This window comes from Janthinobacterium sp. FW305-129, from assembly GCF_020858115.1.
Classification (GTDB): Bacteria; Pseudomonadota; Gammaproteobacteria; order Burkholderiales; family Burkholderiaceae_D; genus Janthinobacterium.
The window spans coordinates 74,994-101,807 of the sequence record NZ_JACYMM010000012.1 but is presented as its reverse complement, the minus strand read 5'-3'; the positions used below and the strand labels follow the sequence as shown (position 1 = coordinate 101,807).

Sequence of the window (26,814 nt, the reverse complement as noted above, 5' to 3'; positions counted from 1 at the left end):
GCATCCCATCCATGAGCACATCCCCCATTCTTGACCCCATCGCCATCGGCGTGGCCGGCGGCTGGAACGTCACCGACGCCAGCACCGTGGCCGCCGACCGCAGCTTCGAAGCGGACGTCGTCGTCATCGGCAGCGGCGCCGGCGGCGGCGTGACGGCGGAAATCCTCGCGCTGGCCGGCCTGAAAGTGCTGATCGTCGAGGAGGGCGGCTTGAAGTCATCGCAAGACTTCAAGATGCGCGAAGCGCAGGCCTATCCCGCGCTGTACCAGGAATCGGCCGCCCGCAAGACGCGCGACAAGGCCATCAATATCCTGCAGGGGCGCACGGTGGGCGGTTCGACCACCGTCAACTGGACCTCGAGTTTTCGCACGCCGCCCGGCACCCTCGACTACTGGCGCCAGCATTTTGGCTTGTCCGGCTATTCGGTGGACGCCATGGCGCCGTGGTTTGCCATGATGGAAAAACGCCTGCACGTGAGCGACTGGGCCGCGCCGCCCAATGAAAACAACGACTTATTGCGCCGTGGCGCCGCGGCGCTGGGCATCCCCACGGCCGCCATCCGGCGCAATGTGAACGGCTGCTGGAACCTCGGCTACTGCGGCATGGGCTGTCCGACGAACGCCAAGCAGTCGATGCTGGTGACGACGATCCCCGCCGCGCTGGCGCTGGGGGCGGGTTTGCTCGTGCATGCGCGCGCCGAGCGTTTCACTTTCAAGGGCGAGCGCATCGACAGCCTGCAGGTGACGGCGCTGGAAGCGGCCGGCCAGGCGCCGACGGGCGTGCGCCTGACGCTGCGCGCCAAACACTTTGTGCTGGCCGGCGGCGCCATCAACTCGCCGGCGCTGCTGCTGCGCTCGCAGGCGCCCGACCCGCACGGCTTGCTGGGCCGGCGCACCTTTTTGCACCCGACCGTGGTGTCGGCGGGCCTGTTCCCGCAGCGCGTCGACGCCTATGCGGGCGCGCCGCAGACGATTTATTCCGACCATTTTCTGCACACGGCGCCCATCGACGGCCCCATCGGCTACAAGCTCGAAGCGCCGCCTTTGCACCCGCTGCTGATGGCCACCACCATGGGCGGCTTCGGCGAGGAACATGCGCGCACCATGCGCGAATTTCCCCATGCGCACGCCTTGCTGGCGCTGCTGCGCGACGGCTTTCACCACGATTCGGCGGGCGGCAGCGTGTCCATCGACAGCTTCGGCGCGCCCGTGCTCGACTACCCGCTCACGCCCTTCATCTGGGATGGCGCGCGGCGCGCGCTGCTGTCGATGGCGGAAATCCAGTTCGCGGCCGGCGCGCGGAGCGTGTATCCCGTGCACGAGCTGGCCAGCCACTACACGAGCTGGGCCCAGGCGAAACAGGCCATCGGCGATTTGCCGATGAAGGCGCTGCTGACCAGGGTGGTCTCGGCCCACGTGATGGGCGGCTGCGCCATGTCCGACGATGCGCGCCTGGGCGTGACGGGGGCCGACGGCCGCTACCACGGCGTGCGCAACCTGTCCGTGCACGACGGCTCGCTGTTGCCCACCTCGATAGGCGCCAATCCGCAACTGACCTTGTATGCGCTGGCCGCGCGCCTGGCCAGCGGCCTGGCGCGGGAGCTGACGGGCAAGCCGGCACCCGTGCCCGCCCCAGCTTCCGCATGATCGCGCGCATCCTCAAATGGCTGATGCTGCTGCAGGTGCTGGCCGTGCTGGGCGTGGCGTACCTCGCCATGCAGGCGTGGGGCGTCGCCTCGCCCGTCGCGGCCCTGCTGCTGGGAGCTGCCATGCTGCTGGCCGTGCGCGCGCTGCTCGTGGCGCGCAATTTCTGGGACAGCCGGCGCCTGGGCAGCCCCGTGCCGGCGGAACACCAGCTGGGTGCCGGGGGCGCCGCGCGCCTGTTTCTGGGCGAATTGCGCGCCACCCTGCGGGCTTCGTCGTGGGACATGCTGCGTCCGCGCCTGGCGGCGGCTGACATCACCGCGCCGGGACGGGGACTGCCCGTGCTGCTGGTGCACGGCTATGTGTGCAACCGCGGCTACTGGGCGCAGCTGAGCCGCCGGCTGGCGCGGGCAGGCATCGCGCATGACGGCGTCGACCTGGAACCGATAGGTGCCAACATCGAGGAGTTCGTGCCGCAGGTGGAGCAAGCCATCGCGGCGCTGTGCGCCCGCACGGGCAGCGGGCAGGTCATTCTGGTGGCCCACAGCATGGGCGGCCTGGTGGCGCGTGCCTGGCTGCGCCATTACGGCGCGGCCCGCGTGGCGCGCATCATCACCATCGGCACGCCGCACCACGGCACGGCGCTGGCCAATCTGGCGGCGGGGAAGAATGCGCGGCAGATGAGCCGTATCGGTGGCGCACCGAGCGGCTGGCTGGCGCAGCTGGCCGCCAGCGAGACGCCGGAACTGCGCGCCCTGATCACGTCGATGTATTCGCACCACGATAATATTGTCGCGCCGCAAAGTTCCGCCCGCTTGCCCGGCGCGCGCAATCTGGCCTTCGGCGGCATCGGCCACGTGGCGCTGGCCAGCGATGCGCGCGTGCTGCGCCTGGTGCTGGCAGAAATCACTATCAAGAACGAAGTCGCCCGGCCCCCTTCGGCCCCCCATTTCGCCTGAATCGTGTTGTGTTTTATCTGCATGGCAAGACTGTCTCTTTTGACTCTGCTGTTGCCCGTGTTTAACAACGCAAGGGGCAGATAATGCTGTTTTCCACTGGCGTAGTGTATTAAGCTAACGTCGGAAGACGGTCGGTGGAAATTCGTTCTTGAGGCCGCTTCCGACCTTCCGCAGGCATCCGGCGGCCAGATATTTTTCTGGATGTATGGCAAGATGTTGTAGGATTGTTATGTAGCCCGCGCATGCGGAAAGATCAACGCAGGCAGAAAATGAGTCCATGCTGTTTTTATTGGGGGCGCTAATTGTCCGCACGTATCCTGATTATCGAAGATAACGCCACCAATATGGAATTGATGGTGTATTTGCTGCGTGCCTTCGGGTACACGCCGCTGGCCGCCTATGACGGTGAAGAGGGCGTGCGCATGGCGCGCAGCGAATTGCCCGACCTGATCATTTGCGACGTGCATTTGCCCAAGCTCGATGGCTATGGCGTGGTGGCGGAGCTGAAGAAAGACCCGCTGCTGCGCAAGATCCCGGCCCTGGCCGTGACGGCGCTGGCCATGGTGGGCGACCGCGAGCGCCTGCTCGAAGCGGGCTTCAATGGCTATATCGGCAAGCCGATCGAGCCCGACCTGTTCGTCGCGGAGCTGGAATCTTTTTTACCCGGGGCGCCGTCGACGCCAGTTAAAAACGACATAGCCACCATCCTGATCGTCGATGATCATGTGCTGAACCGCGAGTTCCTGACCGCATTGCTCGGTTACGGCGGCCACCGCCTGCTGGAGGCGGCCAATGGCGCCGATGCGCTGGAAATACTGCGCACCGAGCGGCCGGACCTGATCATTTCCGATATCCTCATGCCGAACATGGACGGCTACGAATTCGTCACGCGCGTGCATGCCGATCCCGCGCTGACCGACGTGCCCATCATCTTTTATACGGCCACCTACCGCGAGCAGGAAGCGATCCTGCTGGCGCAGGCGTGCGGCGTGCGCTGGGTGCTGCCCAAGCCATCCGACCCGGAAGTCATCGTGCGCACCGTCAACGAGGCGCTGGGCTTGATGCCGGCGGCGCCGGGCGCGGGCGGCGGTGCGGTGCTTCCCGCCACGGGCAAGCTGGCCGGCATCGAGCACCAGGTCAGCGGCTATCTCGACGAGCTCGAGTCCAGCAGCCAGCAGATTTCGCAGCTGGCCAGCCAGCGCGAGGGCCACGCCGCCCTTCCCGAAGACCTGGGCGTCATGACGGAGCGCCTGTCGCGCTCGCTGTCCAGCCTGCAGGCGGTGAGCCTGCGCCTGACGGCCCTGATCGAACTCGGCATCGAGCTTGGCACCGAACGCGATCCGCGCGCCCTGATCGAGGCGGGCTGCAAGGTGGCGCAGAATATCTGCGTCTCCAGGTACGCCTGCATCGGCGTGCTGGAAGAGGGCGCCGACAAGCTCAGCTATTTTTCCTCGTGCGGCGCCGAAAAAAACCTCGAGCGCATCGCCAGCGCGCCGCGCACGGGCATCCTGAACCGCTTGCTGGAACAGCGCCAGCCTTACCGCGTCAATGGCTTGAAGGGCGACCCGGGCGCGCTGGGCCTGCCCGACACGCACCCGCCCGTGCACTCCTTCCTGGGCGTGGCCATCGCCTCGCGCGAGCGCAGCCACGGCTGGCTGTACCTGGTCGACAAGCTGGGCGCGAACGAGTTTTCCGAAGTCGACGAGCGGGTCGCCGCCACGGTGGCCGCGCAGATCGCCGTCGCCTACGACAACCTGCTGCTGTACGACGAAATCAAGCGCCACCACGAGCAGCTGACCCTGGACATGGCGGCGCGCATCCGCCTCGATGAAGACTTGCGCCGCTTCCGCCTGGCGATGGACGCCACGGCCGACGCGATTTTCCTCGTCGACCGCGCCGGCATGTGCTTCGTCGACGTCAACCAGACGGCTTGCCGCATGCTCGGTTTCGAACGCGAGGACTTCCTGCGCGTGGGGCCGGGCCGCGCGCACGAGGGCGAAGCCCAGCTGGAAGAGCTGTACAACAAGCTGCTGGCCGGCGACCAGGGCGGGCCGATGACGGAATTGCAGCTGCAGCGCAAGGATGGCTCGCCGCTGTCGGTGGAAGTGCAGCGGCGCACCCTGCGCTCGGGGCAGAGCTGGATCCTGGTGGCCGTGGCGCGCGACATCACCGAGCGCAAGGATGCCGAGCAGCGCCTGATGAAGCTGGCCCATTTCGATACCTTGACGGGCTTGCCGAACCGCAGCCAGTTCTTCGCCTCGCTGACCCATTCGCTGGCCCAGGCGGCCGAGCACCAGTGGGCCGTGGCCGTGCTGTTCATGGATATCGACCGTTTCAAGAACGTCAACGATACCCTGGGCCACACCATCGGCGACGACCTGCTGCGCCAGTTTTCCAGCCGCCTCGTCGATTGCCTGCGCGTGCGCGATACCATCGGCCGCTTTGGCGGCGATGAATTTGCCACCATCCTGGTGCTGCCCGAAGGCGCCCAGCATGCCGTGGGCGTGGTCGATAAGATCCGCGAGGCGATGCGCAAGCCCTTCGACCTGCAGGGCCACGAGGTGACGGTGACGGTCAGCATCGGCATTTCCGTGTTCCCCGAAGATGGCGTCGATGCCGACACCCTGATTCAATATGCCGACACGGCCATGTACCGCGCCAAGGAAGCGGGCCGCGACGCCTTCCGCTTCTTCACGGCGGAAATGAACGCGCAATCGATGGCGCGGCTGGACATGGAAAATGCCCTGCGGCGCGCCATCGACAACGAGGAATTCGTGCTGTTCTTCCAGCCCAAGGTGAATATCATTTCGGGGCGCATCAGCGGCGCCGAAGCCCTGATACGCTGGCGCCGTCCCGGCCACGGCATGGTCTCGCCGGCCCTGTTCATCCCCCTGCTGGAAGAAACGGGCCTCATCGTGCGCGTCGGTAACTGGGTGCTCGACGAAGCCTGCAGGAAGATCAGCGAGTGGGGCGCCAGCAGCATCGGGCCCGTGCACCTGTCCGTCAACGTGTCGGGCATCCAGTTTTTCGTCGGCGGCCTGGAAGAGGAGGTGCTCAAGGCGATCCGCAAGTACGACATCGCGCCCGAGCTGCTGGAGCTGGAGCTGACGGAAAGCTCGCTGATGTCGAATGCCGAGGAAACCATCTCCGTATTGCGCAATCTCAAGGCGCTGGGCATCCAGATTTCCATCGACGATTTCGGCACCGGCTATTCCAGTCTGGCCTACCTGAAACGTTTCCCCATCGACAAGCTGAAGATCGACATCGCCTTCGTGCGCGAAGTGACCAGCAATCCGGACGACGCGGCCATCGTGCTGGCCATCATCAGCATGGCGCACAGCATGAAGCTGGAAGTGATCGCCGAAGGCGTGGAAAACGATGCGCAACTGGCCTATCTGCGGCGCCACGGCTGTGACGAGATGCAGGGCTATTATTTCAGCCGCCCCGTGCCGCACGAGGAATTCGAGCAGATGTTGATGGGTGGCAAGTTGCTACAGGCGCCGCAGGATACCGATAGCGAAGAGCAGCAAACCTTGCTGATCGTCGACGACGATGTCTTCATGCTCGACGTGCTCAGCGATTTCCTGGCGCAGGACGGCTACCGCATCCTCACGGCGCAGACGGCCGCCGAAGGCTTCGACATCCTGGCGCGCCACAAGGTGCAGGTGATCCTGTGCGACCAGTGCATGCCGCTCATGAGCGGCACCGAATTCATGGAGCGGGTCAAGCACCTGTGTCCCGACACCTTCCGCATCATGCTGTCGGCCTTTGCCGACCTGACGCCCATCATGGCGGCCATCAACCGCGGCGCCGTCGACCGCTTCTATACCAAGCCGTGGAAGGGCGCCGTGCTGCGCGAGAATATCCGCGAAGGCTTCCGCCTGCACAAGCTGCTGCATGGCCAGGTGAAGGCGGCGGCATAGGCGCTGGCCGCGTGCAAGCGACGGACTGCCGCGTGCGCTGGCGCACCTTGGGGCGCAGCTCGCTATCGAATTAGACTCCCGTCTCTAGTTTTGCTCTCTAGAATAAAAAGCATCCATGGAGTGGCATGGCCTTTCACATGACGGGAGCTGGCGATGGTGAAGAAATTGAAGGACCTGGCGGAAGACAAGGAATTGGCGAACGCCGTGCGCTCGTCCGCGCAGCAGATCTGGCAAGCGGGCCTGGGCGCCTTCGCCAAGGCGCAGGAAGAGGGCGGGCGCGTGTTTTCCAGGCTGGTGAAGGAAGGCACGGAATTCCAGAAGCGTGCCGAAGACAAGGTGGCCGATGTCAGCGACAGCGTCGGCAAGCTGGCCGATGGCGTGGGCAAGCAGGCCAGCGGCTCCTGGGACAAGCTGGAGCAAGTGTTCGAAGAGCGCGTGGCGCGCGCCCTGGCCACCATCGGCGTGCCCATGCAGCACGACATCGCCGCGCTGCACGCCAGGATCGATGCCTTGAGCACGCAGGTGGAGGCACTGTCCGCCAAGCCCGCGCCGGCGGCCAGGCCGAAGGCCGGGGCCAAGCCTGCCGTGAAGGCGGCACCGAAAGCGGCCGTCGTCAAGGCCCCGGCCAGGCCGGCAGCCAAGGCCGCGCCGCGCGCCGCAGCCAAGCCAATAAGCAAGCCAATAAGCAAGCCAGTGGGCAAGCCCGCCGCCAGGCCGGCGGCGAAGAAAAAAGCACCGGCCGCCTGAGCTGGCGCAACATCCCTCCAGCCTGCTCGCGCAGGCTTTTTTTGCCTGCGGTTTTCGCTGGCGCCGTGGGGCGCAGTGTTTCATTACGGCTATCTTAGGTGGTATGCTTGAGGCAGAACACAGAGAGATTGCCCGCCATGCTACAAAAAGCACCACGCCGTACCCGCGAACGCATCCTGGAGTTGTCGCTGCGCCTGTTCAACGAGTTTGGTGAGCCGAATATCACGACGACCGTGATCGCGGAAGAGATGAACATTTCGCCGGGAAACCTGTATTACCACTTCCGTAACAAGGACGACATCGTCAATTCGATCTTCGTCCAGTTCGAGGCGGAAATCGAACGCATCCTGACCGTGCCTGACGGGCGCCGCTCGAATATCGAGGATGTCTGGCTGTATCTGCACCTGATGTTCGAACTGATCTGGCGCTACCGTTTTTTTTACCGCGACCTCAATGATTTGCTCTCGCGCAACCGCAAGCTGGAATTGCACTTCAAATTGATCCTGGCGCACAAGATCAAGGTGGCCACGCAGCTGTGCGAAGACTTGCGCAGCGAACAGTCGCTCGAAGCGTCGGACATGGAAGTGGCTGCCATGGCGACGAATATGGTGGTCGTTGCCACCTACTGGCTGTCGTACGAGTATGTGCGCAACCCGCGCAAGTACAGCGAGCAGCAATCGATGTCCGATGCGCTGGCGCGCGGCTGCTACCAGGTGCTGTCCCTGATCGGGCCGTATTTGCGCAATGAAACGCATTTGCTGTTTCGCAAACTGTCGGAAGAGTATGTGACCAAACTCAAGAACGACTGACGCGGCTGCTGGCGCCGCGTCGTCATTTACAGGAGAGATCGATGGCTTGGAAACAATTTCCCTATCCGGACGAGGCATATGTCTACACGCCGCAGACCCTGGAAGCGGCTTGGGCGCGCCTGCATGCGGGCGACGTGGAACCGTTTCCCACGCACCCGGCGCTGGTGCAAGCCTGGCTGGCCTTCCATGCGGGCGACTTCGAGCGCGCCGTGAAGCTGGGCCTGGCCATCGGCGTGCCCGGCTATGCGGTGGCGCATAAGGCGACCTGCATCTATGCCACGCACCTGGAAGTGGACGACAGCCAGAAACTCGACATGTACGAAGAAGTGGCCGAGCGCTGCGAGCGCCAGCAGAGCGAGCAGCCGGACAATCCGGCCGGCTACTACTGGCATGCCTACAGCCTGGGCCGCTATGCGCTGGGCACCTCCGTCGTCAAGGCCCTGGCGCAAGGCATGGGCGCGCGCGTGCGAAACAGCCTGGACCGCACGATGACGGTGGCGCCCATGCATGCGGAAGCGCATATCGCGTTTGGGATTTATCATACGGAAATTATCGACAAGGTCGGCGCCATGATCGGCAGCCTGACCTACGGCGCCAACAAGGAAGACGGCTACCAGCACTTCAAGACGGCGCTGGCCCTGACGCCGTATTCGGCGCTGGCGCACAGCGAATATGCGCGCGCGTTGAATATGCTCGATGGAAAGAAAAAGCTGGCGGAAGCGCTGGCCCTGTATGAAAAGGCGGCCCAGTGCGTGGCACTGGACGCCAAGGAGCGCCTCGAGGTCGAGGCGGCGATCGATGAATTGAAAGGGTAGGGATTACTGTGATCAAGGCTTTATGTGTGTATTGCGGCGCCAACGCGGGCGTCTCGCCCGACTATGCGGTGGCGGCGCGCGAACTGGCGCGCGTGCTGGTGGCGGAAAATATCTCGCTCGTGTACGGCGGCGGCAAGGTGGGCCTGATGGGCGTGATCGCCGACGAAGTGCTGCGCCTGGGCGGCGAGGTGACGGGCGTGATCCCGACCCAGCTGGTCGAGCGCGAAGTGGGCCACATGGGCTTGACGCGCCAGTTCATCGTGAAGGACATGCATGAGCGCAAGGCGATGATGGCCAGCCTGTCCGATGCCTTCATCGCCATGCCCGGCGGCTACGGCACCCTGGAAGAGCTGTTCGAGATGCTGACCTGGGCCCAGCTGGGCTTGCACGCCAAGCCCATCGGCTTGCTCAATGTCGACCGTTTTTATGATGGCTTGATCGCCTTCGTGCAAAACGGCAAGGAGCAGGGTTTCATCCGTCCGCAGCACGCCGCTTTCCTGAACGCCGATGCCTATCCCGCAGCGCTGGTGCAGCGCCTGAAGGAGTGCGCGCCCTAGTATTGTCGGTGCGATGCGATACGGCCATGCCCTGAAAAGTGCATGGCTTTTTTTATTTCTACACGGAAAAATTGATCGAGCTCAACAATTCAATTAATAAAAATATGTCCAGAATGTTTCTTTGTATGCATGTTTTTTTGAAAATGAAGATGCTTTTTATATATGAATGTGCTCTACTGGCGTTGTTCAAAAGACAGGTCGCCGGACGCCCGGTGCAGCGCTTCCCGCGTTCCCGCGGCGACGCCCAGGAATTGCAAGTTGCCACAATCTCGCCACTTCATCATCTTGAAAGGATGCTATTTTGAAACCAATGACCTTCTTGCGCGCGACCGCCGTCGCCGCCATCCTCGCCGCTGGCGGTGCCCACGCACAAAGCACCACCATCGGCTTCGATGCGCTGGAGCAGCCCGGTATCTTCGGTTCCGTCTTCAACTCCTATTCCGAAGGGGGCTACGATTTCGACAGCAGCTTCCTGGGCCTGTTGAGTTCTGCCCATCAAAGCAACTTCGCCTATGCGGGCTCGGCCGGCCTTGGCGCCACGGTGCTGACGACGACAACCTTGAGCCGTACCGATGGCGCGGCCTTTTCGCTCAGCTCGATCAGCCTGGCTGACTTCGTGAGCTTGCCAGGCTCCTACGATGTCACGTTCGTCGGCCACCAGGTGGGCGGCGGCACGGTGACGCAGACCTTCAGCCTCGATGGCAGCCACACGTTCAGCGATTACACGTTCACTGGCTTCAACAACCTGCTGTCGGCATCGTGGAAGGAAGGTGCCTTCCACACCTTCCAGGTCGATAACATCGCCGCCAGCGTGAGCGCCGTGCCGGAACCTGCCACGTATGGCATGTTGCTGGGTGGACTGGGCCTGCTGGCCTTTTTGCGCCGCCGCAAGAACGCGGCCTGAGCCTGACCATGGCGCCGGCTTTGCCGGTCCGCGCGTAAAAAAAAAGCCGCCATTTGGCGGCTTTGTCATGCTGTCCGGCACTGGCCGTCACGACCACAGGCGCTGGCCCGACAGGTCGAGCTGGGTCAGGTACAGCCGCACGTCGAATTCGTACTGGTGGTATTGCGGTTCCATATACGTGCACAGCTTGTAGAAAGCCTTGTCGTGTTGCTTTTCCTTCACGTGTGCCACTTCGTGCACGGCGATCATGCGCAGGAATTCCAGCGGCACTTCCTTGAACATGGTGGCCACGCGGATTTCATGCTTGGCCTTGAGTTTGCCACCCTGCACGCGCGAAATCGAGGTATGCAAGCCCAGCGCATGCTGGATCACATGGATCTTGCTGTCGAACGCCACCTTGTTGATGGGCTCGGCATTGCGCAGGAATTCATTCTTCAAATCCTGCACGTACTGGTATAAAGCCTTGTCGTTGCGCACGTCGTGCGCGTTCGGGTAGCGTTTTAACAACACTTCTCCCAGCTTGTCCTGCGCGATCAGTTGCTGCACTTGCGTTTGCGTTTGTTCGGAATAGGCGCTCAGGTATTTCAGGGATGGCTGCATGCGGGGGCGGGCGGGGCGCGGAGGTGTCGGTAAGGCGAGAATGTACCATACCGCCGCGCCCCGCGTGCTGCGCCTGCCCCGGCACGGGGCCGCTGCAGCCGCCCCGTGCCGTCGTCAAGCCGGGTGGCAGCCCAGCCGTCAACCCTTGTCGTCCTCGTCCTTGTTGCCCTGCCGGCCAGTCTTCGATTGCTGCTCGGTGCTGCCGCTGCGTGCCGCCGTGCTGCTGCGGCTTTCATTGGCGCGCTGGGCCGATTGCCGGCTTTCACCGCCCTTGCGGCCGATTTCCGCCATGTGTTCGCGGTTGCGGCTGACGGCTTCGCCCCCTTTCTGTCCGGCCCGGCGCGCTTCTTCCGAGTCGAATTCATGCGCCGTGCCCTTTTGATGGGCTGCCTGGCCGCCCTTGCTGGCGATTTCGCGCTGCTGCTCCTCGTTCATGGCGGCGAAGCCGCGCTTGCTCGTGCCTTTGGTGCTGCCCGCTTCGCCGGCTTTCTGGCTGCTGCCAGCGCCTTTGCCCTGTTCATTACCTTGATTGCTAGCCATGTCGCTCTCCTTGCTGTCGAGTGGTGGTGTTCAATGTGCCTGATCGGATTGCCGGCTGGTATCGCGGCTGCGGGCCACACCGTCGCTGCGGCCCGCGGCATGCATTTTTTCGATCATTTCACGCTGGCGCTGCGTGGCTTTTTCCGTTTCTTCCGCCGTCTTGCGCACCACTTCGTCAGCGAAGGCCACGGCCGTGCGGCTCGCTTCGGGCAGGTGGTTTTCCGCCGTGCGGTTCATCTCGACATTGGCGTTGGCCATAAGGTTGCCGAGCTGATGCTGGTACTGCTGCAGCTTGTTGCTGCCGGGCTGCAGCTGCGCGGCCGCCAGCGACATGAATTCGCCCGTGTCGCGCGCGGACAGCAGCTGCTGGCTGGCGTTGCTCCATTCCTGCAGCAGATCTTGCGCCAGCCGCAGATGGAGTTCGCTCAGTTGCTGCGCTGTATCGAACAGCTTGCGCGATAGTTCCGTGGCGAAATTGCACTGGGCCTCCAGGTGGGACTTCAGGGCGGGGCTGAGACTGGGGGAAAGACTGTTTGTGAACATGTTCTACCTCAATGAAAAGCTGATTCAGAAAACACCCGGTGCACCGGATGCGACGTATGGTGAAACAAGCAAAGGGATAGACGCCGGATGGCGTGCCAGGTTCCATGGCGGATGGGCGTTTGGCGCGAGAATGGCCGCTGGCCGCCAGAAAAACGCGATGACTTTGTGCCAGATCAAATGAACGTCAATCGGTTTGCCGCGCCGCCGCCATGCCGCTTGTGTGGAAAATGCAGGTTTACAGGCCCGGCCGTGCGACAATAGCCGGCTCGCGGCAGCGCAGCCGATGGCCGGCGCGCGTGGCTGAGCCGAGCATCGCCTTACTTTTTTACCTATTTCCGCGACCATGACGCATCCCGAATACATCCTGACCCTGTCCTGCCTGGACCAGCGCGGCATCGTGCACCGCGTTTCCGGCTTCCTGGCCGAACGCGGCTGCAACATCCTCGATTCCGCCCAGTTCGGCGACCAGGAATCCCAGCTGTTCTTCATGCGCGTGCATTTCGCGCTGGAAGACGGCGCCGTCAGCGACGCCCAGTTGCGCAGCGACTTCGCCGCCCTGTCGCAAGCCATGCAGCTAAACGGCCCCTTCCACGGCCAGTTGCACGATGCGCGCGTCAAGCCGCGCGTGATGCTGATGGTGTCGAAGATCGGCCATTGCCTCAACGATTTGCTGTTCCGCTACAAGAGCGGCTTGCTGAACGTGGAAATTCCCGCCATCGTCTCGAACCACATGGAGTTCTACCAGTTGGCGGCCAGCTACAATATTCCCTTCCACCACCTGCCGCTGGCGGCCGGCGCGCCGGAAGCGGCCAAGCTGGCGCAGGAAGCGAAGATCCTCGACCTGATGGACACGCACAAGATCGACCTGGTGGTGCTGGCACGCTATATGCAGATCCTGTCGCCGGGCCTGTGCCAGGCGCTCGACGGCCGCGCCATCAATATCCACCATTCCTTCCTGCCCAGCTTCAAGGGCGCCAAGCCGTATGCGCAGGCGCATCACCGCGGCGTCAAGCTGATCGGCGCGACGGCCCATTTCGTCACGGGCGACCTGGACGAAGGCCCGATCATCGAGCAGGACGTCGAGCGCGTCGACCATGCGATGGATGCGGAAACCCTGACGGCCATCGGCCGCGACGTCGAGTGCGTGGTGCTGGCGCGCGCCGTGAAATGGTTCGTCGAGCACCGTATCCTGAAAAATGGCGACAAGACGGTGGTTTTCCGCTGATACCGACTTCACAATTCACTTTACCGAGACAGAAACACGATGGCCCTCAAAGCAACAATTTTCAAAGCCGATCTGCAGATCGCCGACATGGACCGCAATTACTACCAGGATCACGCGCTGACCCTGGCGCGCCACCCGTCCGAAACGGACGAGCGCATGATGGTGCGCCTGCTGGCGTTCGCCATCCACGCCAACGAGGCGCTGACCTTTACCAAAGGCCTGTTCGACACGGAAGAGCCGGACCTGTGGCAGAAGGACTTGACGGGCGCCATCGAGCTGTGGATCGAAGTGGGCCAGCCCGATGAAAAACGCATCCTGAAGGCGTGCGGCCGTTCGGAGCAGGTGATCGTCTACAGCTATGGCGCAACCAGCCACATCTGGTGGAAGCAGATCGCCAATAAACTGGAACGGGCGAAGAACCTGACCGTGATCAACCTGCCGTCTGACGCGGCGCAAGAGATGAGCAAGCTGGCGCAGCGCAGCATGCAGCTGCAATGCACGATCCAGGATGGCCAGATCTGGCTGACCGACAGCGTCAACACGGTGCTGATCGACCGCGAACCGGTGAAGCCGGCGCGCTGAAGTTGACTGTCTGAAACGCAAAAAGCCCGGATCGCTCCGGGCTTTTTGCATTGCGGCGCCGCTTTACGGGGCCGCGTCTTCGTCGTTGCTGACGATCACCAGCAGCTGCGCCTGCTGCGCGCCGATGCTGCGCGTGCGGTGCGGAATCAGGGCGTTGAAATACACGGAGTCGCCCGTGTGCAATTGCACGGTTTCCTGCGGGAATTCGATTTCAATCGTGCCCTGGTGCACGAACAGGAATTCCTCGCCCGCATGTTCCTTGAAGGCGGAGGCAGCGAAATCGGGCGCCGGATACACCATGAAGGGCAGCATTTTCTTCGGTGCCACGCCGGCGGCGATGCTGGCGAAATGCGGCAGCGGCGGCGTCGCGCCCGCGCTGCCCGGATCGCCGGCGCGCGTGATGGTCACGGCCGCCTGCCGGTGGCTGTCGCTGAACAGCTGCTCCACGTCCACCTGCATCGCGTGCGACAGTTTCAGCGCCACGGCGATCGAGGGCACGCTCAGGCCCCGCTCCACCTTGGACAGGTAACTCTTCGTCAAGCCGCTTTTTTCCGCCAGCTGTTCCAGTGTCCAGCCCTTGTGTTTTCTCAGCAGTTTCAGACGCATAGCCATGGTTGCATCGGTCGATTTAAAAAAACTATTGTACCTCATGACACAAAGTGTCCTAAAATACACTCAGTTTCCTCGGATTGGGTTGCACGGCTGCTGCCGTGCATGCCGGGAAGCGTAGTCAGCATGAGTGAAGGAAAGACGATGCAGCAAAATACTCCATATGAAGTCGCCGCCCCGGGCGCCAGCCTGGCCTTGTCGAAAGACGCACTGGTGGCCATCGCCGAGCGGCGCCTGGCCAGCGTCACGCCGGACAGCTCCTGGTCGGCGCAGCAAACCCTGGCGCTGTCCTGCCGCATCCTGTTCGATGGCGGGCATGATTCCGGCCTGGCAGGGCAGATCAGCTGCCGTGGCAGCCAGGACGGCACGTTCTACACGCAACAGCTGGGCCTGGGCTTCGATGAAATCACGGCCAGCAATCTGATCGAGGTCGACCAGGACCTGCGCGTGGTGCATGGCGAGGGCATTCCCAACCCGGCCAACCGTTTCCACAGCTGGATCTACCGCCAGCGCCCGGACGTGGCCTGCATCATCCACACGCATCCCACGCACGTGGCGGCGCTGTCGATGCTGGAGCAGCCGCTGCAGGTGTCGCACATGGATACCTGCCCCCTGTTCGACGATTGCGCCTTCCTGCCCTCGTGGCCGGGCGTGCCGGTAGGAAATGAAGAAGGCGAGATCATCGCCGGCGCCCTGGGCGACAAGCGCGCCATCCTGCTGGCCCATCACGGCCAGCTGGTGGTGGGCCGCACGGTGGAAGAGGCGTGCATGCTGGCCTTGCTGATGGAACGGGCAGCCCGCCTGCAACTGCTGGCCATGGCGGCGGGCGCCATCCTGCCCTTGCCGCCGGCCCTGGCGCGCGAGGCGCACGACTGGATTTCCACGGCCCGGCGCGATACGGTGACCTTCGCCTATTACGCGCGGCGCGCCCTGCGCCAGCACGCCGATTGCCTGGCATAACGACACTCACCGGAGAACACGACATCATGCAAACCTTATTTCACGGCATCATTGCCTACCCTGTCACCCCGTTCACGGCCGATGGCGGCGACGTCGACCTGCCGCGCCTGCAGCAACTGATCGAGCGCCTGATTGCCGACGGCGTGCACAGCATCGCCCCGCTGGGCAGCACGGGCGAGAGCGCCTACCTGCAGGACGCGGAGTGGGAGGCCGTTGCCGCCACGTCGCTGGCCGCCGTCGCCAGGCGCGTGCCCACGGTGGTGGGCATTTCCGACCTGACCACGGCGGGCGCCATGCGCCGCGCCCGCTTTGCGGAAAAGCAGGGCGCCGACGCGGTGATGGTCTTGCCCGTGTCGTACTGGAAATTGAGCGAGGAAGAAATCGTGCGCCACGTGGCGCGCATCGGCGACGCCGTGGGCATTCCGGTCATGCTGTACAACAATCCGGCCACCAGCGGTATCGATATGTCGCCCGAGCTGATCGTGCGCATCTGGCGCGAGGTGCCGAATGTGACGATGGTCAAGGAAAGCACGGGCGACATCCAGCGCATGCACCGGCTGGCGCAGCTGAGCGGGGGAGAGTTGCCGTTCTACAACGGCAGCAATACCCTGGCCTTTGCCGCGCTGGCGGCCGGAGCCCGCGGCTGGTGCACGGCCGCGCCCAACCTGCATGCGGGCTTGCCGCTGGCCCTGTATGCGGCCGTGCAGGCGGGCGACCTGGCGCGGGCGCGTGAACTGTTCTTCCAGCAATTGCCATTGCTGCAATGCCTGATGAAAGGGGGCTTGCCGCCCACCGTCAAGGCGGGGCTGGCGCTGCGGGGCTTTGATGTGGGTACGCCGCGTGCGCCGCTGCAGCCGCTGGGCGAGGCGGCCACGCGCGAGCTGGCCGCCGTGCTGGCCGGCCTGACGGCTTAATTCGGCGCGGCGCCCAGGCGCTTGATGCTGCTTGAGCGCTGCATGCTGCGGCTGATGCGCGGATCGCCGTAGTAGCTCACTTCGCCCGAGCCGCCGATGCTGATGGTCAGGTCGTCCTTGGCCCACACTTGCGCCTCGCCCGAGCCGCCGATGCTCACCTGCACTTCGCGCGCGGCCAGGCGGCCCGCCTGGATATTGCCCGAGCCGCCGATCGAGGCCGTCAGCTGCTCCGTCTTGCCGCTGGCCTTGAAGTTGCCGCTGCCGCCGATGGCGATGGAAACCTGGCGGCTGTCGAGGTCGCGCGCATCGATGGAGCCGGAACCGCCCACGTCGAAGCGCAGCTTTTCCGCGCGCAAGCCCGTTGCCGTGATGTTGCCCGAGCCGCCCACGCTGATGCGTTCCACCTGGCGCGCCTGGATGACGATGGTCAGGCTGCTCTGGCGGAAGTTGGCGTTGCGCTTGGCGGGGCGGATGCGCAGGGTGCCGTTTTCCACCGCCGTGTCGATCAGCGGCAGGATATTGTCGTCAGCCTCGATGGTGACGCTGTCCGTGTTGCCAATGCGCAATTCGACCGTGCCCGGCACGTTCAGCGCCACGGCATGGAAATTGCCTACTTCGCGCGTCTGCTTTTGCAGCTTGCCGCTGCCCTGGATGCTGTTGCCGGAAATCCAGTCGAGCGGCGACGCCAGCGCCGGCGCGGCCGGGATGGCCAGCGCGCAGGCGGCCAGCAGCAGGGCGGTGGCATGGCGGCGGTGGAAAAGTGGCTGTGTCATTCTTGCTCCCTGTGTTGAATTGGTATAAGTGCATGGTATGCCAGCCGGCCGCGCCCGCGTACCGCGCTGCGACAGACTGCACCGGCAGCGGCATGGAATGCAGGAGGATGCGACAGGATGGCATGAGGTATCATGCGGGTATTGGACATACGACGAGCGGCACGCGCCGCTCACACTACTGGAATTACATGCTGATCATCACCATCAAACAGGGCAAGGAAAAGAGCTTGCTGGGCCAATCGTGGATTTACGCGTCCGCGATTGAAAAAGTCGAAGGCAAGCCGCAGGAAAAAATGAAGCCCGGCTCGACGGCCATCGTGCAGAGTTCGTCGAAGCAATTCATCGCCCGCGCCGCCTACAATTCGAAGTCGCAGATCCGCGCGCGCATCTGGAGCTTCAAGGAAGACGAACCGGTCGACCACGCGCTGATCAAGCGCCGCGTGAAGGCCGCCATCGAGAAAAAACTGCCGGCCATCAAGAAGGCGGGCGAAAACCAGCTGTTGACCCTGATCAAGGGCGAGGACGAGGGCTTGCCGGGCCTGGTGGTGCAGCTGTTCGGCGGCGTGCAAGGCTATCTGATCTGCGAATTCAACGCCGGCGGCGTCGACGCGTGGAAAGTGGCCATCGTGCAATCGCTGATGGCGTCCACCGGTTGCGCCAATGTGTACGAGCGCTGCGACGACCTGATGCGCAAGGGCGAAGGCTTGCCCCTGATCGACGGCGCCCTGGCCGGCGAGGAACCGCCCGATGAAGTCATGCTGACGGACAATGGCGTGCGCTATGCGCTGGACCTCAAGACTGGGCACAAGAGCAAGTTCCGCTGAGAACTGCTGTCTGACTTGAAAACCGGCGCGAGCCGGTTTTTTACTTCATATGCGTGTCTGCAAAACGTTCAGGGCAAGGCGCATCGACGCAGACAGTACGAATAGTACGGCAAGGAGATGCAACGCCGCCATGGACGTTTTTCAGGCGCGCTACTCCAGCGGCACGCTGCGGTATTTATTCACCTCCAGCGCCGACACCGCCGGCGCATCATTGCCCCACGACGCGCGCAGATACGTCACCACGGCGGCCACTTCGGCGTCATCCATGACGGGTCCGAACGGCGGCATGCCGTAGGGGCGCGGGTTGCCGGTGGTGCCGGGCGCGAAGCCGCCGTTGAGCACGAGGCGGATGGCGTTCACGGCCGAATCCGTCGTCAGCGCGCGGTTGCCGGCCAGGGGCGGGTAGCCGGGCGGCACGCCCTTGCCGTCGGCCTGGTGGCAGCTCGCGCATTGCGCCTCATACAGTTTCGCGCCCAGCGCCAGTTGCTGCCGGGCTTGCTCCGACGTGTCGCGCGGCACCTTTTTCGCCGCTTGCGCTGGGCCGGGCAAGCTTTTCAGGTACACGGCCATCGCCTGCACGTCGGCGGTGCCCATGTGCTGCAGGCTTTGCCGCACCACTTCGGCCATGGGGCCGAAGACGGTGGCGCGCGGCGAGACGCCCGTTTGCAGCAATTCCACGATATGCGCCGTGTCCCAGTCGCCCAGGCCCGCTTCCGCGTCCGACGTCAGCGACGGCGCATACCAGCCCAGCACGGGGATCAGGCCGCCCGACAGGCCGTCGTCGCTGCCGCCCAGGGTGGTGCGGCTGCTATGGCAGGCGCTGCAGTGGCCCAGGCCCTGCACCAGGTAGGCGCCGCGGTTCCATTCCATGCTTTTTTCCGTGAGCGGCTGGTACACGCCCGGCTTGAAATACAGGGCGCGCCAGGCGGCCAGCGCAATCTGCTGGTTGTAGGGGAAGCGCAGCGCGTGCGGCGTATTCTCCTGCCGGTGCGGCGGCACGCTCTGGAAGTACGCATACAGGGCATCGCTGTCCTCGCGCTGCACCTTGGTGTAATTGGTGTACGGAAAGGCGGGATACAGCAAGCGGCCGTCTTTTGACTTGCCGTTATGGATGGCGCGCCAGAAATCGTCGGCCGTCCAACTGCCGATGCCCGTTTCCTTGTCGGCCGTGATGTTGGGCGAAAGCACCTTGCCGAACGGCGTTTGCAAGGCCCGGCCGCCCGCGTAGGGCACGCCGCCGCGCGTCGTGTGGCAAGCCATGCAATCGCCCGCCTTGGCCAGGTAGGCGCCGCGCGCGACCAGCTGTTGCTGGCTCAGGGGGCTGGCGGCGGCGGGCGGGCCGATGTCGTCGCCCGGGTACAGCACGAACCGGGCGCCGGCCACGCCGAGGGCCGCGATGGCGGCGGCGATCATCCATTTTTTCATGGCGCCACCTGCGCGCTGGAACCGGGCACGCCGCCGCAATGCAGGGGCAGGGGCACGCTGATGCCGCTGGCGGGGCGCGCATCGGCGCTGGCCACTTGCGTGCCCAGCCAGGCCGAGACGGCGCCCACGTCCGCATCCGACAGGCGCTGCGCCACTTGCGCCATGCAGTCGGGCGCGTGGGCGCGGCGGATGCCGTTCTTCCAGGCGCCCAGCTGGGCATTGATATAGTCGCGCGGCAAGCCCAGCAAGCCGGGGATGGCGGGCGCCACGCCGGCCAGTTGCTGGCCGTGGCAGGCGATACAGGCTGGAATCTTCTTGCCGGCATCGCCATGCAGCACCAATTGTTTACCCCGCGCCAGGGCCGTCGTGCCGGCGCTGCTGGGCTGGGCCGGCGGCGGGGCGGGGTGCTGCGCCGCGAAATAGTCGGCAATTTCGCGCAGGTAATCGTCCGGCAAGTGTTCCACCATATAGTTCATCATCGGATACTGGCGCCGTCCCTCGCGAAAGTTCAGCAGCTGGTTGTACAGGTAGCCGGCCGGCTTGCCGGCGATGCGGGGAAAGAAGGCGTCGTGGCGTTCCTTGGGCGCATGGCAGGCCGTGCACGCCTTGATGCGCTGTTCCAGGCTGTCGTGGCCGGCTGGCAGCGCGGCCGGCGCGGCCAGCGCCATGCCGGGCAGCGCGATGGCCAGTGCCAGCACGAGGGGGGAATGCAGTTGCACGGAAAGTCGCATGGGAAGTAACCTGTCTCGTCGGTCGATATGATGTCCCGGTGTTGCTGCCCGGATGTTGTTACCCTAGCATATACTGCGTGCTGTCACTGTGACAGGATCAGTTGTGCAATAAAACTACGGATCAGTTTGAGGAGCAGGGTTGAAACGATATGAGGAATTGGCGGAAGAAGTCGCCGCCATGATAGCCACGCAGTTGTTGTTGCCTGGCGATAAATTGCCCTCCGTGCGCCAGCAGCATGCGCGCAGGGGAGTCAGTCCGTCGACCGTGTTCCAGGCGTATTATTTGCTCGAAGCGCGCGGCATGATCGTCTCGCGCCCCCGCTCCGGCTATTACGTGGCGCCGCAGCGCGCCGCGCTGGCGCCCGAGCCGGACAGTTCGCGCCCGCTCGACGCCAGCACCACCGTCGACGTCAGCGACCTCGTCTTCGAGGTGCTGGGCGCCGTCGGCGCGCGCGACATCGTGCCCTTCGGCTCGGCGTTTCCCAGCCCGCACCTGTTTCCGATGGAAAAGCTGGCGCGGGCCGTGTCGGCCAGCATGCGCCGCCTCGACCCGTGGAGCACCGTCACGGATTTGTCGTTGGGCAATGCGGAGCTGCGCCGCCAGATCGCCTTGCGCTACCAGCTCGATGGCGTGCCCGTGTCCAGCGACGACATCGTCATCACGAACGGCGCGCTGGAAGCGCTGAACCTGTGCCTGCAAGCCGTCACGCGGCCCGGCGACACGGTGCTGATCGAGTCGCCCAGCTTTTATGCCTGCCTGCAGGCGCTGGAGCGGCTGGAACTCAAGGCGGTGGAAATTGCCACCAGCCCCCGCGACGGCGTCGATCTGGCGGCACTTGAGGAATTGCTGCTGCGCCACCGGCCCAAGGCGTGCTGGCTGATGACGAACTTCCAGAACCCGCTGGGCAGCCTGATGCCGCCGGAAAAGAAGCGCGCGCTGGTGGAGTTGCTGGCGCGCCATGGCGTGCCGCTGATCGAGGACGATGTATATGGCGAGCTGTACTTTGGCAAACAGCGCCCCGGCCTGACGAAAAGTTACGACAGCGCCGGTCTCGTCATGCATTGCAGCTCGTTCTCGAAGACGCTGGCGCCCGGTTTTCGCCTGGGCTGGGCCGTGGCGGGCCGCTACGCGCGCCAGGTGGAACGTTTGAAACTGACGACCAGCCTGTCGGCGCCGATACCGCTGCAGATGGCGCTGGCCGATTACCTGGCGCACGGCGGCTATGACCGCCATTTGCGCCAGCTGCGGCTGACCCTGGCGGCGCAGCAAAACACCATGCTGCAAGCCATCGCCGTGCATTTTCCGCCTGGGACGCGGGTGACGCGGCCCCAGGGCGGCTATTTTGTGTGGGTCGAGATGCCGGCGGGCGTCGATGCGCTGGCCTTGCACCGCAGCGCGCTGGCGGCCGGCATCAGCATCGCGCCCGGTCCCATCTTTTCCGCCACGCGCGCGTTTCGCCACTGTATCCGCCTCAATTACGGCCACCCGTGGAGCGCGCAGCTGGAAGCGGCCATCGCCGCGCTGGGGCGGCTGGCGCTGGCGGCGGCATAGCGGTACATAAAAAAGTCCCTTGCGGCAGCAAGTGTTTCATTTCAAAAAGAAATATTACTGTTATATTGGTGTATCTATAACTAATGATGGGAATGATAATGGATAACACGCAGCCGGAAGTGGGTCGTACGCCAGATACGACGATGGCCATTCTGTCCCATGTTGGCGGCCTGTTCACCAGCTGGGTGGCGCCGCTGATCATTTATTTGATCAAGAAGGATGATGCGGATAAATTTTCGGCCGAGAACGCCCGCGAAGCGCTGAATTTCCAGATCACCCTGATCATCTGGTACTTCGCCTGCTTCATCCTGTCGTTCGTGCTGATCGGCCTGTTCCTGTTCTGGATCGTGGCGCTGGCCAACCTGGTGTGCTCGATCGTCGCGGCCGTCAAGGCCAGCAATGGCATCACTTACCGTTATCCCCTGACCTTGCGCCTCGTCAAATAAGGCTGACTCGGCCGCCGGGTTCAGCCCGGGCGGCCGGGCAGTATCAGGAATGACGCAAAGTCGGGCGCCACCGCCGTGGTGGCGCCTGTTTCGTGCGACCACAGCACGACCACCGGTTCACCGGCCGGTCCCGTTTGCGCATAATCAAAACAATAGTAATCGCCCGTGCCGAACTGGGCAAACGGCAGCAGGGCGGCGGCAGCGCCGCCATCCACATTCTCCAGCCACTCTTGCCAGTCTGTGCGGTAATGGCGATCGATCGATTCCCACGTCTTGCGCGCATTGGCCGCGTCGTAGACGGGAAATACGCTCAAGGCGCCCAGCGCGCGGCCATTGTTCACCAATAACCATTGCACGTAGGAAGCGGGCAGCGCTCGCCCCAGCGCCTGTTCGGCGGCGGCGATCGCGTCGGGCGTGGTACCGATGGACTTGCTCTTGCTCATGCTGCGGGAAGGCGCACCGGCTCAGGCGGCGACCGGCGGCGGGACAGGCGGCGTGCTGGCCCGCGGGGCTTTTTGCGGCGCCACCTTGCCGCCGTCGGCGATCCAGCGGCGGTACACGCGCAGGGCCACTTGCGCATCGTCGGCCGCGTACAGGATCTGCTTTTCCGTCAGGCGCGAGGTGGCCCAGTTGGTGGTGGAGATCTTTTTCGATTTCTGCAGGTGCAGGCCGAAGAACTTGGCCACGGCCGTCTTCGCGCCCAGGTCGTTGCGCTGGCCGCCGCGCAGGGCGACGGACAGGTCGAGCACTTGCGCTGGAGCAATACCCAGCTTGTTTCGCAGGCGCTTGACGTCGTCGGACAGGCCGAAGCCCACCTTCAGGGTGGTGGTCGATTCAAGGATGGCTTTGAGTTCGGCCAGGGGCGGCGTGGCGCCCACCTGGAACAGGTAGGCGATGTCGTCGGTGGCCAGCTGGATCAGATGCGGTCCCGTGGAAGACTCGCCCTTGACGAACGTCGGCTTCGATTCCGTATCGAAGCCGATGGCATCCGCTGCCAGCAGGGCGGCCATGGCCGCTTGCGCATCGTCGCTGGTGCGTACCAGCTTGACGTGGTCGAGTGCGATGCCTTGATAGGGGGGCAGTGGCGGTGCGGCAGCTGTGTCCATGAAGCTGGATCAGCCTTTGCGCGAGAATTTCGCGGTCAGCTGATTCAGTTTTTCCAGGCGCAAGCGGTTCGCTTCTTCGGCGGCGGCCGCGTCGCGCTCGGCTTTCTTGCGCTCGGCTTCCTTCTTGAAGCGCTGCTGCAACACTTGCGTGGCGTGGTCGCGGTGGGTTTGCGTCACTTCCGCGCCGGCCGTGCCGTCGAGGTCGTAGCGTACCTTGGCTTTTTCCATCACGCGCAGGTAGCGCAGCGAACCCGTGTGGATGCCCAGCGCCGTGCGCATCAGCTTGCGGTCCAGGTCCGGCAAGCGCGCCAGGATCTGCTTGTCGATGCCGATGGACAAGGGCAGGCAATCGCGGAATGGCGGGAATTGCTCCTGGAACTGCTTCAGCAGGGCGCGCGCGGTCAGGCCGGCAGGCGCCGGCGTGGTCGCCGCTGCGGCCGCTGGGGCTGCATCGACTGGCGTGTCAGGAGTGGTGGCTTGCTGGTCTGGCGTGGAGCTGGTCATCGACATCATTGGTTGGGCTATAAAAGGGGAGCATAGCACGCGCCACAGGCAAGTGCATTGTCTTTTTTGGCAACTTGCGCACAGATAGGCGGGTCCGTGCTACAGCGGACGCAGCGCGAAATGCGGGAAATGTGTATAATGTCGGCTTGCGCTGATGACTGGACCCCGTATTCGACGGTCTGGCTCAGGTGTGCAGGGGATAGGAGCAGTGCGGTGCAGGGCCATCATTATTAATATTTTTGATATCAGATATTTTGCTTATCAATTATCCAGATAACTGGCCTTCGTGCATAATCTTGCTCTCCGCTGTGTCTTCACTGAACAACAATAGATTCAAGCCCGTTCTGGTACGGGCTTTTTTTCATTCCGCAATGTACATCGCTTATTTATCTGACCCGGCTTCGGCCCCGCCGCCGCTGGATGCGCGGGCTTTGAACGTCCCGATAGACAGGCGCCGCTGCCGTTAACACGGCAGCCGCAACAATACGCTCCATCGAGTCCGGTTTCGCAGGCTTAGGTGGAATCATTCACTTCGCGCCGACACCATCTGGTCTCGCATTAAGAGATATCTCATGAAGAATACGCCAAAAACTTTAACGTTGTCTGCCAAGGCGCCACGCCCAGCCGCGGCGCCGCTTGCCGTACCAAAAACGACTTTATCTTACTTCATCGATAATGCGCAAGCGAATCCGGAAGCCACCGTCACCACGGCGCCCACCGTCGTCACCGTGGTGAAGAAAAGCCGCTCGCGCCTGGCCGCCGTGCCGCCGGCCGAGCCGGTTGCCGAAGCGCCCGTGGCGGCTGTCGACGCCGTTGCCGAAGTCGCGGAAGCGGCCGACGCTGCACCGGTCAAGACGCCGAGCGTAAAGATCGCCCCTGGCGCCAAGGCCCCGGCCGCGCCGCGCAAGGTCAGCGAAAGCGCCGCCACGAACAAAGTGGTGACAGCAGCCCGTTCGAAAGTCGTGCGCGCCAAGCCTGAAGCGGCGCCCGTGACCATCATCACCGGCGCGCAAGTGGTCAGCAAGACCACGGACGCCGATGCCCTGGCCGCCATCGATACCTCGAATTACTTCTTGCCAACCGTCAAGGTGCCAGGCCGCCGTGGCCGTAAACCAAGCGAATTCACGCCGGAAAACGATGAAGTGGCAGCACTCAACGCCGTCGAGCGGGCCGAACTGAAGGCCGTGTCGAAAGCGCGCGACCGCAAGGCCAAGGGCGGCCTGGCCGATGCGCTGGGCGATCCGGAAGCGTCGGCAGCGGACCTGGAACGCCGCCGCAAGCAGATCACGGGCTTGATCAACATGGGCAAGGAACGCGGTTTCCTCACCTATGCCGAGATCAATGACCAATTGCCGGAAAACATCATCGATCCGGAAGCCATCGAAGGCATCATCGCCACCTTCAACGACATGGGCATCGCCGTCTACGAGCGCGCCCCTGACGCGGAAAGCCTGTTGCTGACCGACAACGTCGCCACCGTCACCAGCGACGATGAAGTGGAAGCGGCTGCCGCCACCGCCCTGTCGACGGTCGACTCCGACTTCGGCCGCACCACCGACCCCGTGCGCATGTACATGCGTGAAATGGGCGCCGTGGCGCTGCTGACGCGCGAAGGCGAGATCGAGATCGCCAAGCGCATCGAAGGCGGCCTGAAGGACATGATCCAGGCGATTTCCGCCTGCCCCACCACCATCGGCGAAATCGTTGCGCTGTCGCAAAAGATCGCGCGCGATGAAATCAAGGTCGATGAAGTGGTCGACGGCTTTGTCGACTTGAACGAAAGCAATGCCCCGGCGCCTGCCGCTGCCGCCGCGCCCGCCGCTGCCAGCGACGAGGACGAAGAGGAAGAGGAAGCCGAGGAAGAAGACGGCGACGCCAATGGCGGCGCGGCCGGTTTCTCCAGCGAACAATTGGCCCAGCTGAAAAAGAATGCGTTGGAGAAATTCAACGTCATTTCCACGCAGTACGACAAGATGCGCAAGGCGCCCGAGGGCTACAACTCGAAAGCCTACATCAAGGCGCAGGAAGCCATTTCGCAGGAATTGCTGGGCATCCGCTTCACGGCCAAGGTCGTGGAAAAGCTGTGCGACACCCTGCGCGGCCAGATGGAAGAGGTGCGCCACATCGAGCGCGCCGTGCTGGAACTGTGCGTGAACAAATGCGGCATGCCGCGCGCCCACTTCATCAAGGTGTTCCCGGGCAATGAATGCGACCTGGAATGGGTCGACCGTGAAGTCGATTGCAAGTATCCGTACAGCGCCATCCTCAGCCGCAACGTGCCTGCCGTCAAGGAACTGCAAAAGAAGATGATCGACCTGCAAGCGCGCGTGGCCCTGCCGCTGGCGGACTTGCGCAAGATCAACAAGCAGATGGCGGCCGGCGAAAAGCGCGCGCGCCACGCGAAACGCGAAATGACGGTCGCCAACTTGCGCCTGGTCATTTCGATCGCCAAGAAATACATCAACCGCGGCTTGCAATTCCTCGACCTGATCCAGGAAGGCAACATCGGCTTGCTGAAGGCCGTCGATAAATTCGAATACCGCCGCGGCTACAAGTTCTCGACCTACGCCACCTGGTGGATCCGCCAGGCCATCACGCGTTCGATCGCCGACATGGCCCGCACCATCCGCGTGCCGGTGCACATGATCGAAACGATCAACAAGATGAACCGCATCTCGCGCCAGATCATGCAGGAAACGGGCAGCGAGCCGGACCTGGCGACCCTGGCCGTCAAGATGGAAATGCCGGAAAACAAGGTGCGCGAGATCATGAAGATCGCGAAAGAGCCGATTTCCATGGAAACGCCGATGGGCGAAGATGGCGATTCGCAACTGGGCGACTTCATCGAAGACAACACGACGTTGGCGCCGCTGGACGCCGCGCTGCACGCATCGATGCGCAACGTGATCAAGGAAGTGCTCGATTCCCTGACGCCGCGCGAAGCGAAAGTGCTGCGCATGCGTTATGGCGTGGAAATGTCGAACGACCACACCCTGGAAGAAGTGGGCAAGCAGTTCGACGTGACCCGCGAGCGCATCCGCCAGATCGAGGCGAAAGCCATGAGCAAGCTGCGCCAGCCTTCGCGTTCGGATAAATTGAAGACTTTCCTGACGCAAAACTAAG

27 protein-coding genes are annotated in these 26,814 nt (G+C 63.6%); 17 read left to right on the top strand and 10 right to left on the bottom strand.

What is annotated here, in order from left to right; all coding sequences use genetic code 11:
* The first annotated feature begins 11 nt into the window (after positions 1 to 11).
* From IGS61_RS22900 to IGS61_RS22865, 8 genes are all read left to right on the top strand, one after another.
* On the top strand, positions 12 to 1,646 hold the full coding sequence (locus IGS61_RS22900) for a GMC family oxidoreductase (protein ID WP_230541712.1): 1,635 nt from the start codon (positions 12 to 14) through the stop codon (positions 1,644 to 1,646).
* Entirely contained in the window at positions 1,643 to 2,602 is a 960-nt protein-coding gene (locus tag IGS61_RS22895) for an esterase/lipase family protein (protein WP_230541711.1), read from the top strand. The genes IGS61_RS22900 and IGS61_RS22895 overlap by 4 nt, the downstream gene beginning before the upstream one ends.
* 302 nt (positions 2,603 to 2,904) lie before the next feature.
* Complete coding sequence (locus tag IGS61_RS22890) at positions 2,905 to 6,525, top strand: EAL domain-containing protein (protein ID WP_230541710.1); 3,621 nt, start codon at positions 2,905 to 2,907, stop codon at positions 6,523 to 6,525.
* Between the two features lie 153 nt (positions 6,526 to 6,678).
* On the top strand, positions 6,679 to 7,272 hold the full coding sequence (locus IGS61_RS22885) for a phasin family protein (RefSeq protein WP_230541709.1): 594 nt from the start codon (positions 6,679 to 6,681) through the stop codon (positions 7,270 to 7,272).
* A 137-nt stretch (positions 7,273 to 7,409) separates the two neighbouring features.
* Positions 7,410 to 8,081, top strand: coding sequence for a TetR/AcrR family transcriptional regulator (locus IGS61_RS22880; protein WP_034758777.1), 672 nt, complete (start codon positions 7,410 to 7,412; stop codon positions 8,079 to 8,081).
* Between the two features lie 41 nt (positions 8,082 to 8,122).
* Entirely contained in the window at positions 8,123 to 8,896 is a 774-nt protein-coding gene (locus tag IGS61_RS22875; RefSeq protein WP_230541708.1) for a hypothetical protein, read from the top strand.
* An 11-nt stretch (positions 8,897 to 8,907) separates the two neighbouring features.
* Positions 8,908 to 9,453, top strand: a complete 546-nt coding sequence (locus IGS61_RS22870; RefSeq protein ID WP_230541844.1) for a TIGR00730 family Rossman fold protein — start codon at positions 8,908 to 8,910, stop codon at positions 9,451 to 9,453.
* 310 nt (positions 9,454 to 9,763) lie between these two features.
* Positions 9,764 to 10,357 (top strand): PEP-CTERM sorting domain-containing protein, encoded by a 594-nt coding sequence (locus IGS61_RS22865; RefSeq protein ID WP_230541843.1) that lies wholly within the window; start codon positions 9,764 to 9,766, stop codon positions 10,355 to 10,357.
* 87 nt (positions 10,358 to 10,444) lie between these two features.
* Here IGS61_RS22865 and IGS61_RS22860 read toward each other — a convergent pair whose 3' ends face one another.
* From IGS61_RS22860 to IGS61_RS22850, 3 genes are all read right to left on the bottom strand, one after another.
* The gene (locus tag IGS61_RS22860; protein WP_230541707.1) at positions 10,445 to 10,957 is read right to left on the bottom strand and encodes a M48 family metallopeptidase; all 513 of its coding nucleotides are present in this window, start codon (positions 10,955 to 10,957) and stop codon (positions 10,445 to 10,447) included.
* Positions 10,958 to 11,095: 138 nt separating this feature from the next.
* A complete protein-coding gene (locus IGS61_RS22855) occupies positions 11,096 to 11,497 on the bottom strand; it encodes a KGG domain-containing protein (RefSeq protein WP_230541706.1) in 402 nt (133 codons plus the stop codon).
* 30 nt (positions 11,498 to 11,527) lie between these two features.
* Positions 11,528 to 12,040, bottom strand: coding sequence for a phasin family protein (locus IGS61_RS22850; protein ID WP_230541705.1), 513 nt, complete (start codon positions 12,038 to 12,040; stop codon positions 11,528 to 11,530).
* Between IGS61_RS22850 and IGS61_RS22845 the strand changes: the two genes are divergently transcribed.
* The 3 genes from IGS61_RS22845 (at position 12,039) to IGS61_RS22835 (ending at position 13,847) form a co-directional block, all read left to right on the top strand.
* Positions 12,039 to 12,221 carry a hypothetical protein gene (locus IGS61_RS22845; protein ID WP_230541704.1) on the top strand — a complete coding sequence of 61 codons (183 nt, stop codon included), beginning with the start codon at positions 12,039 to 12,041 and terminating at the stop codon, positions 12,219 to 12,221. The two genes, IGS61_RS22850 and IGS61_RS22845, sit on opposite strands and share 2 nt — an antisense overlap.
* A gap of 162 nt (positions 12,222 to 12,383) precedes the next feature.
* Positions 12,384 to 13,265, top strand: coding sequence for a formyltetrahydrofolate deformylase (purU, locus tag IGS61_RS22840; protein WP_230541703.1), 882 nt, complete (start codon positions 12,384 to 12,386; stop codon positions 13,263 to 13,265).
* A 39-nt stretch (positions 13,266 to 13,304) separates the two neighbouring features.
* Positions 13,305 to 13,847, top strand: coding sequence for a YaeQ family protein (locus IGS61_RS22835; RefSeq protein ID WP_230541702.1), 543 nt, complete (start codon positions 13,305 to 13,307; stop codon positions 13,845 to 13,847).
* Positions 13,848 to 13,910: 63 nt separating this feature from the next.
* On the opposite strand, the gene IGS61_RS22830 is transcribed toward IGS61_RS22835, so the two are convergent.
* A complete protein-coding gene (locus tag IGS61_RS22830; RefSeq protein WP_230541701.1) occupies positions 13,911 to 14,459 on the bottom strand; it encodes a helix-turn-helix domain-containing protein in 549 nt (182 codons plus the stop codon).
* A gap of 141 nt (positions 14,460 to 14,600) precedes the next feature.
* Between IGS61_RS22830 and IGS61_RS22825 the strand changes: the two genes are divergently transcribed.
* A complete protein-coding gene (locus tag IGS61_RS22825; RefSeq protein ID WP_230541700.1) occupies positions 14,601 to 15,416 on the top strand; it encodes an aldolase in 816 nt (271 codons plus the stop codon).
* Between the two features lie 26 nt (positions 15,417 to 15,442).
* Positions 15,443 to 16,330, top strand: coding sequence for a dihydrodipicolinate synthase family protein (locus IGS61_RS22820; protein WP_230541699.1), 888 nt, complete (start codon positions 15,443 to 15,445; stop codon positions 16,328 to 16,330).
* On the opposite strand, the gene IGS61_RS22815 is transcribed toward IGS61_RS22820, so the two are convergent.
* Positions 16,327 to 17,103: a head GIN domain-containing protein gene (locus tag IGS61_RS22815; RefSeq protein ID WP_230541698.1), complete on the bottom strand. Its 777-nt coding sequence runs from the start codon at positions 17,101 to 17,103 to the stop codon at positions 16,327 to 16,329. The genes IGS61_RS22820 and IGS61_RS22815 overlap by 4 nt on opposite strands.
* Positions 17,104 to 17,291: 188 nt before the next feature.
* On the opposite strand from IGS61_RS22815, the gene IGS61_RS22810 reads away from it, so the two are divergent.
* On the top strand, positions 17,292 to 17,927 hold the full coding sequence (locus tag IGS61_RS22810; protein WP_034758744.1) for an SAM-dependent methyltransferase: 636 nt from the start codon (positions 17,292 to 17,294) through the stop codon (positions 17,925 to 17,927).
* 150 nt (positions 17,928 to 18,077) lie between these two features.
* Here the strand turns inward: IGS61_RS22810 and IGS61_RS22805 are convergent, their stop codons facing one another.
* Complete coding sequence (locus IGS61_RS22805) at positions 18,078 to 19,352, bottom strand: c-type cytochrome (RefSeq protein ID WP_230541697.1); 1,275 nt, start codon at positions 19,350 to 19,352, stop codon at positions 18,078 to 18,080.
* Complete coding sequence (locus IGS61_RS22800) at positions 19,349 to 20,083, bottom strand: c-type cytochrome (protein ID WP_442908092.1); 735 nt, start codon at positions 20,081 to 20,083, stop codon at positions 19,349 to 19,351. Before IGS61_RS22800 ends, IGS61_RS22805 begins: the two co-directional genes overlap by 4 nt.
* Positions 20,084 to 20,222: 139 nt before the next feature.
* Between IGS61_RS22800 and IGS61_RS22795 the strand changes: the two genes are divergently transcribed.
* Positions 20,223 to 21,635, top strand: a complete 1,413-nt coding sequence (locus IGS61_RS22795) for an aminotransferase-like domain-containing protein (RefSeq protein ID WP_230541696.1) — start codon at positions 20,223 to 20,225, stop codon at positions 21,633 to 21,635.
* A gap of 98 nt (positions 21,636 to 21,733) precedes the next feature.
* Positions 21,734 to 22,081, top strand: coding sequence for a DUF4870 domain-containing protein (locus IGS61_RS22790; RefSeq protein WP_230541695.1), 348 nt, complete (start codon positions 21,734 to 21,736; stop codon positions 22,079 to 22,081).
* Positions 22,082 to 22,101: 20 nt separating this feature from the next.
* Here IGS61_RS22790 and IGS61_RS22785 read toward each other — a convergent pair whose 3' ends face one another.
* The 3 genes from IGS61_RS22785 to IGS61_RS22775 are packed head-to-tail and all read right to left on the bottom strand — an operon-like array spanning position 22,102 to position 23,691.
* Positions 22,102 to 22,524 carry an SMI1/KNR4 family protein gene (locus IGS61_RS22785; RefSeq protein WP_230541694.1) on the bottom strand — a complete coding sequence of 141 codons (423 nt, stop codon included), beginning with the start codon at positions 22,522 to 22,524 and terminating at the stop codon, positions 22,102 to 22,104.
* A 21-nt stretch (positions 22,525 to 22,545) separates the two neighbouring features.
* Positions 22,546 to 23,187 (bottom strand): 3'-5' exonuclease, encoded by a 642-nt coding sequence (locus IGS61_RS22780; RefSeq protein WP_230541693.1) that lies wholly within the window; start codon positions 23,185 to 23,187, stop codon positions 22,546 to 22,548.
* A 9-nt stretch (positions 23,188 to 23,196) separates the two neighbouring features.
* Entirely contained in the window at positions 23,197 to 23,691 is a 495-nt protein-coding gene (locus tag IGS61_RS22775; protein WP_442908091.1) for a ProQ/FINO family protein, read from the bottom strand.
* A gap of 572 nt (positions 23,692 to 24,263) precedes the next feature.
* Between IGS61_RS22775 and rpoD the strand changes: the two genes are divergently transcribed.
* Positions 24,264 to 26,813, top strand: a complete 2,550-nt coding sequence (gene rpoD / locus IGS61_RS22770) for an RNA polymerase sigma factor RpoD (protein ID WP_230541691.1) — start codon at positions 24,264 to 24,266, stop codon at positions 26,811 to 26,813.
* The last annotated feature ends 1 nt before the right edge of the window (position 26,814 follow it).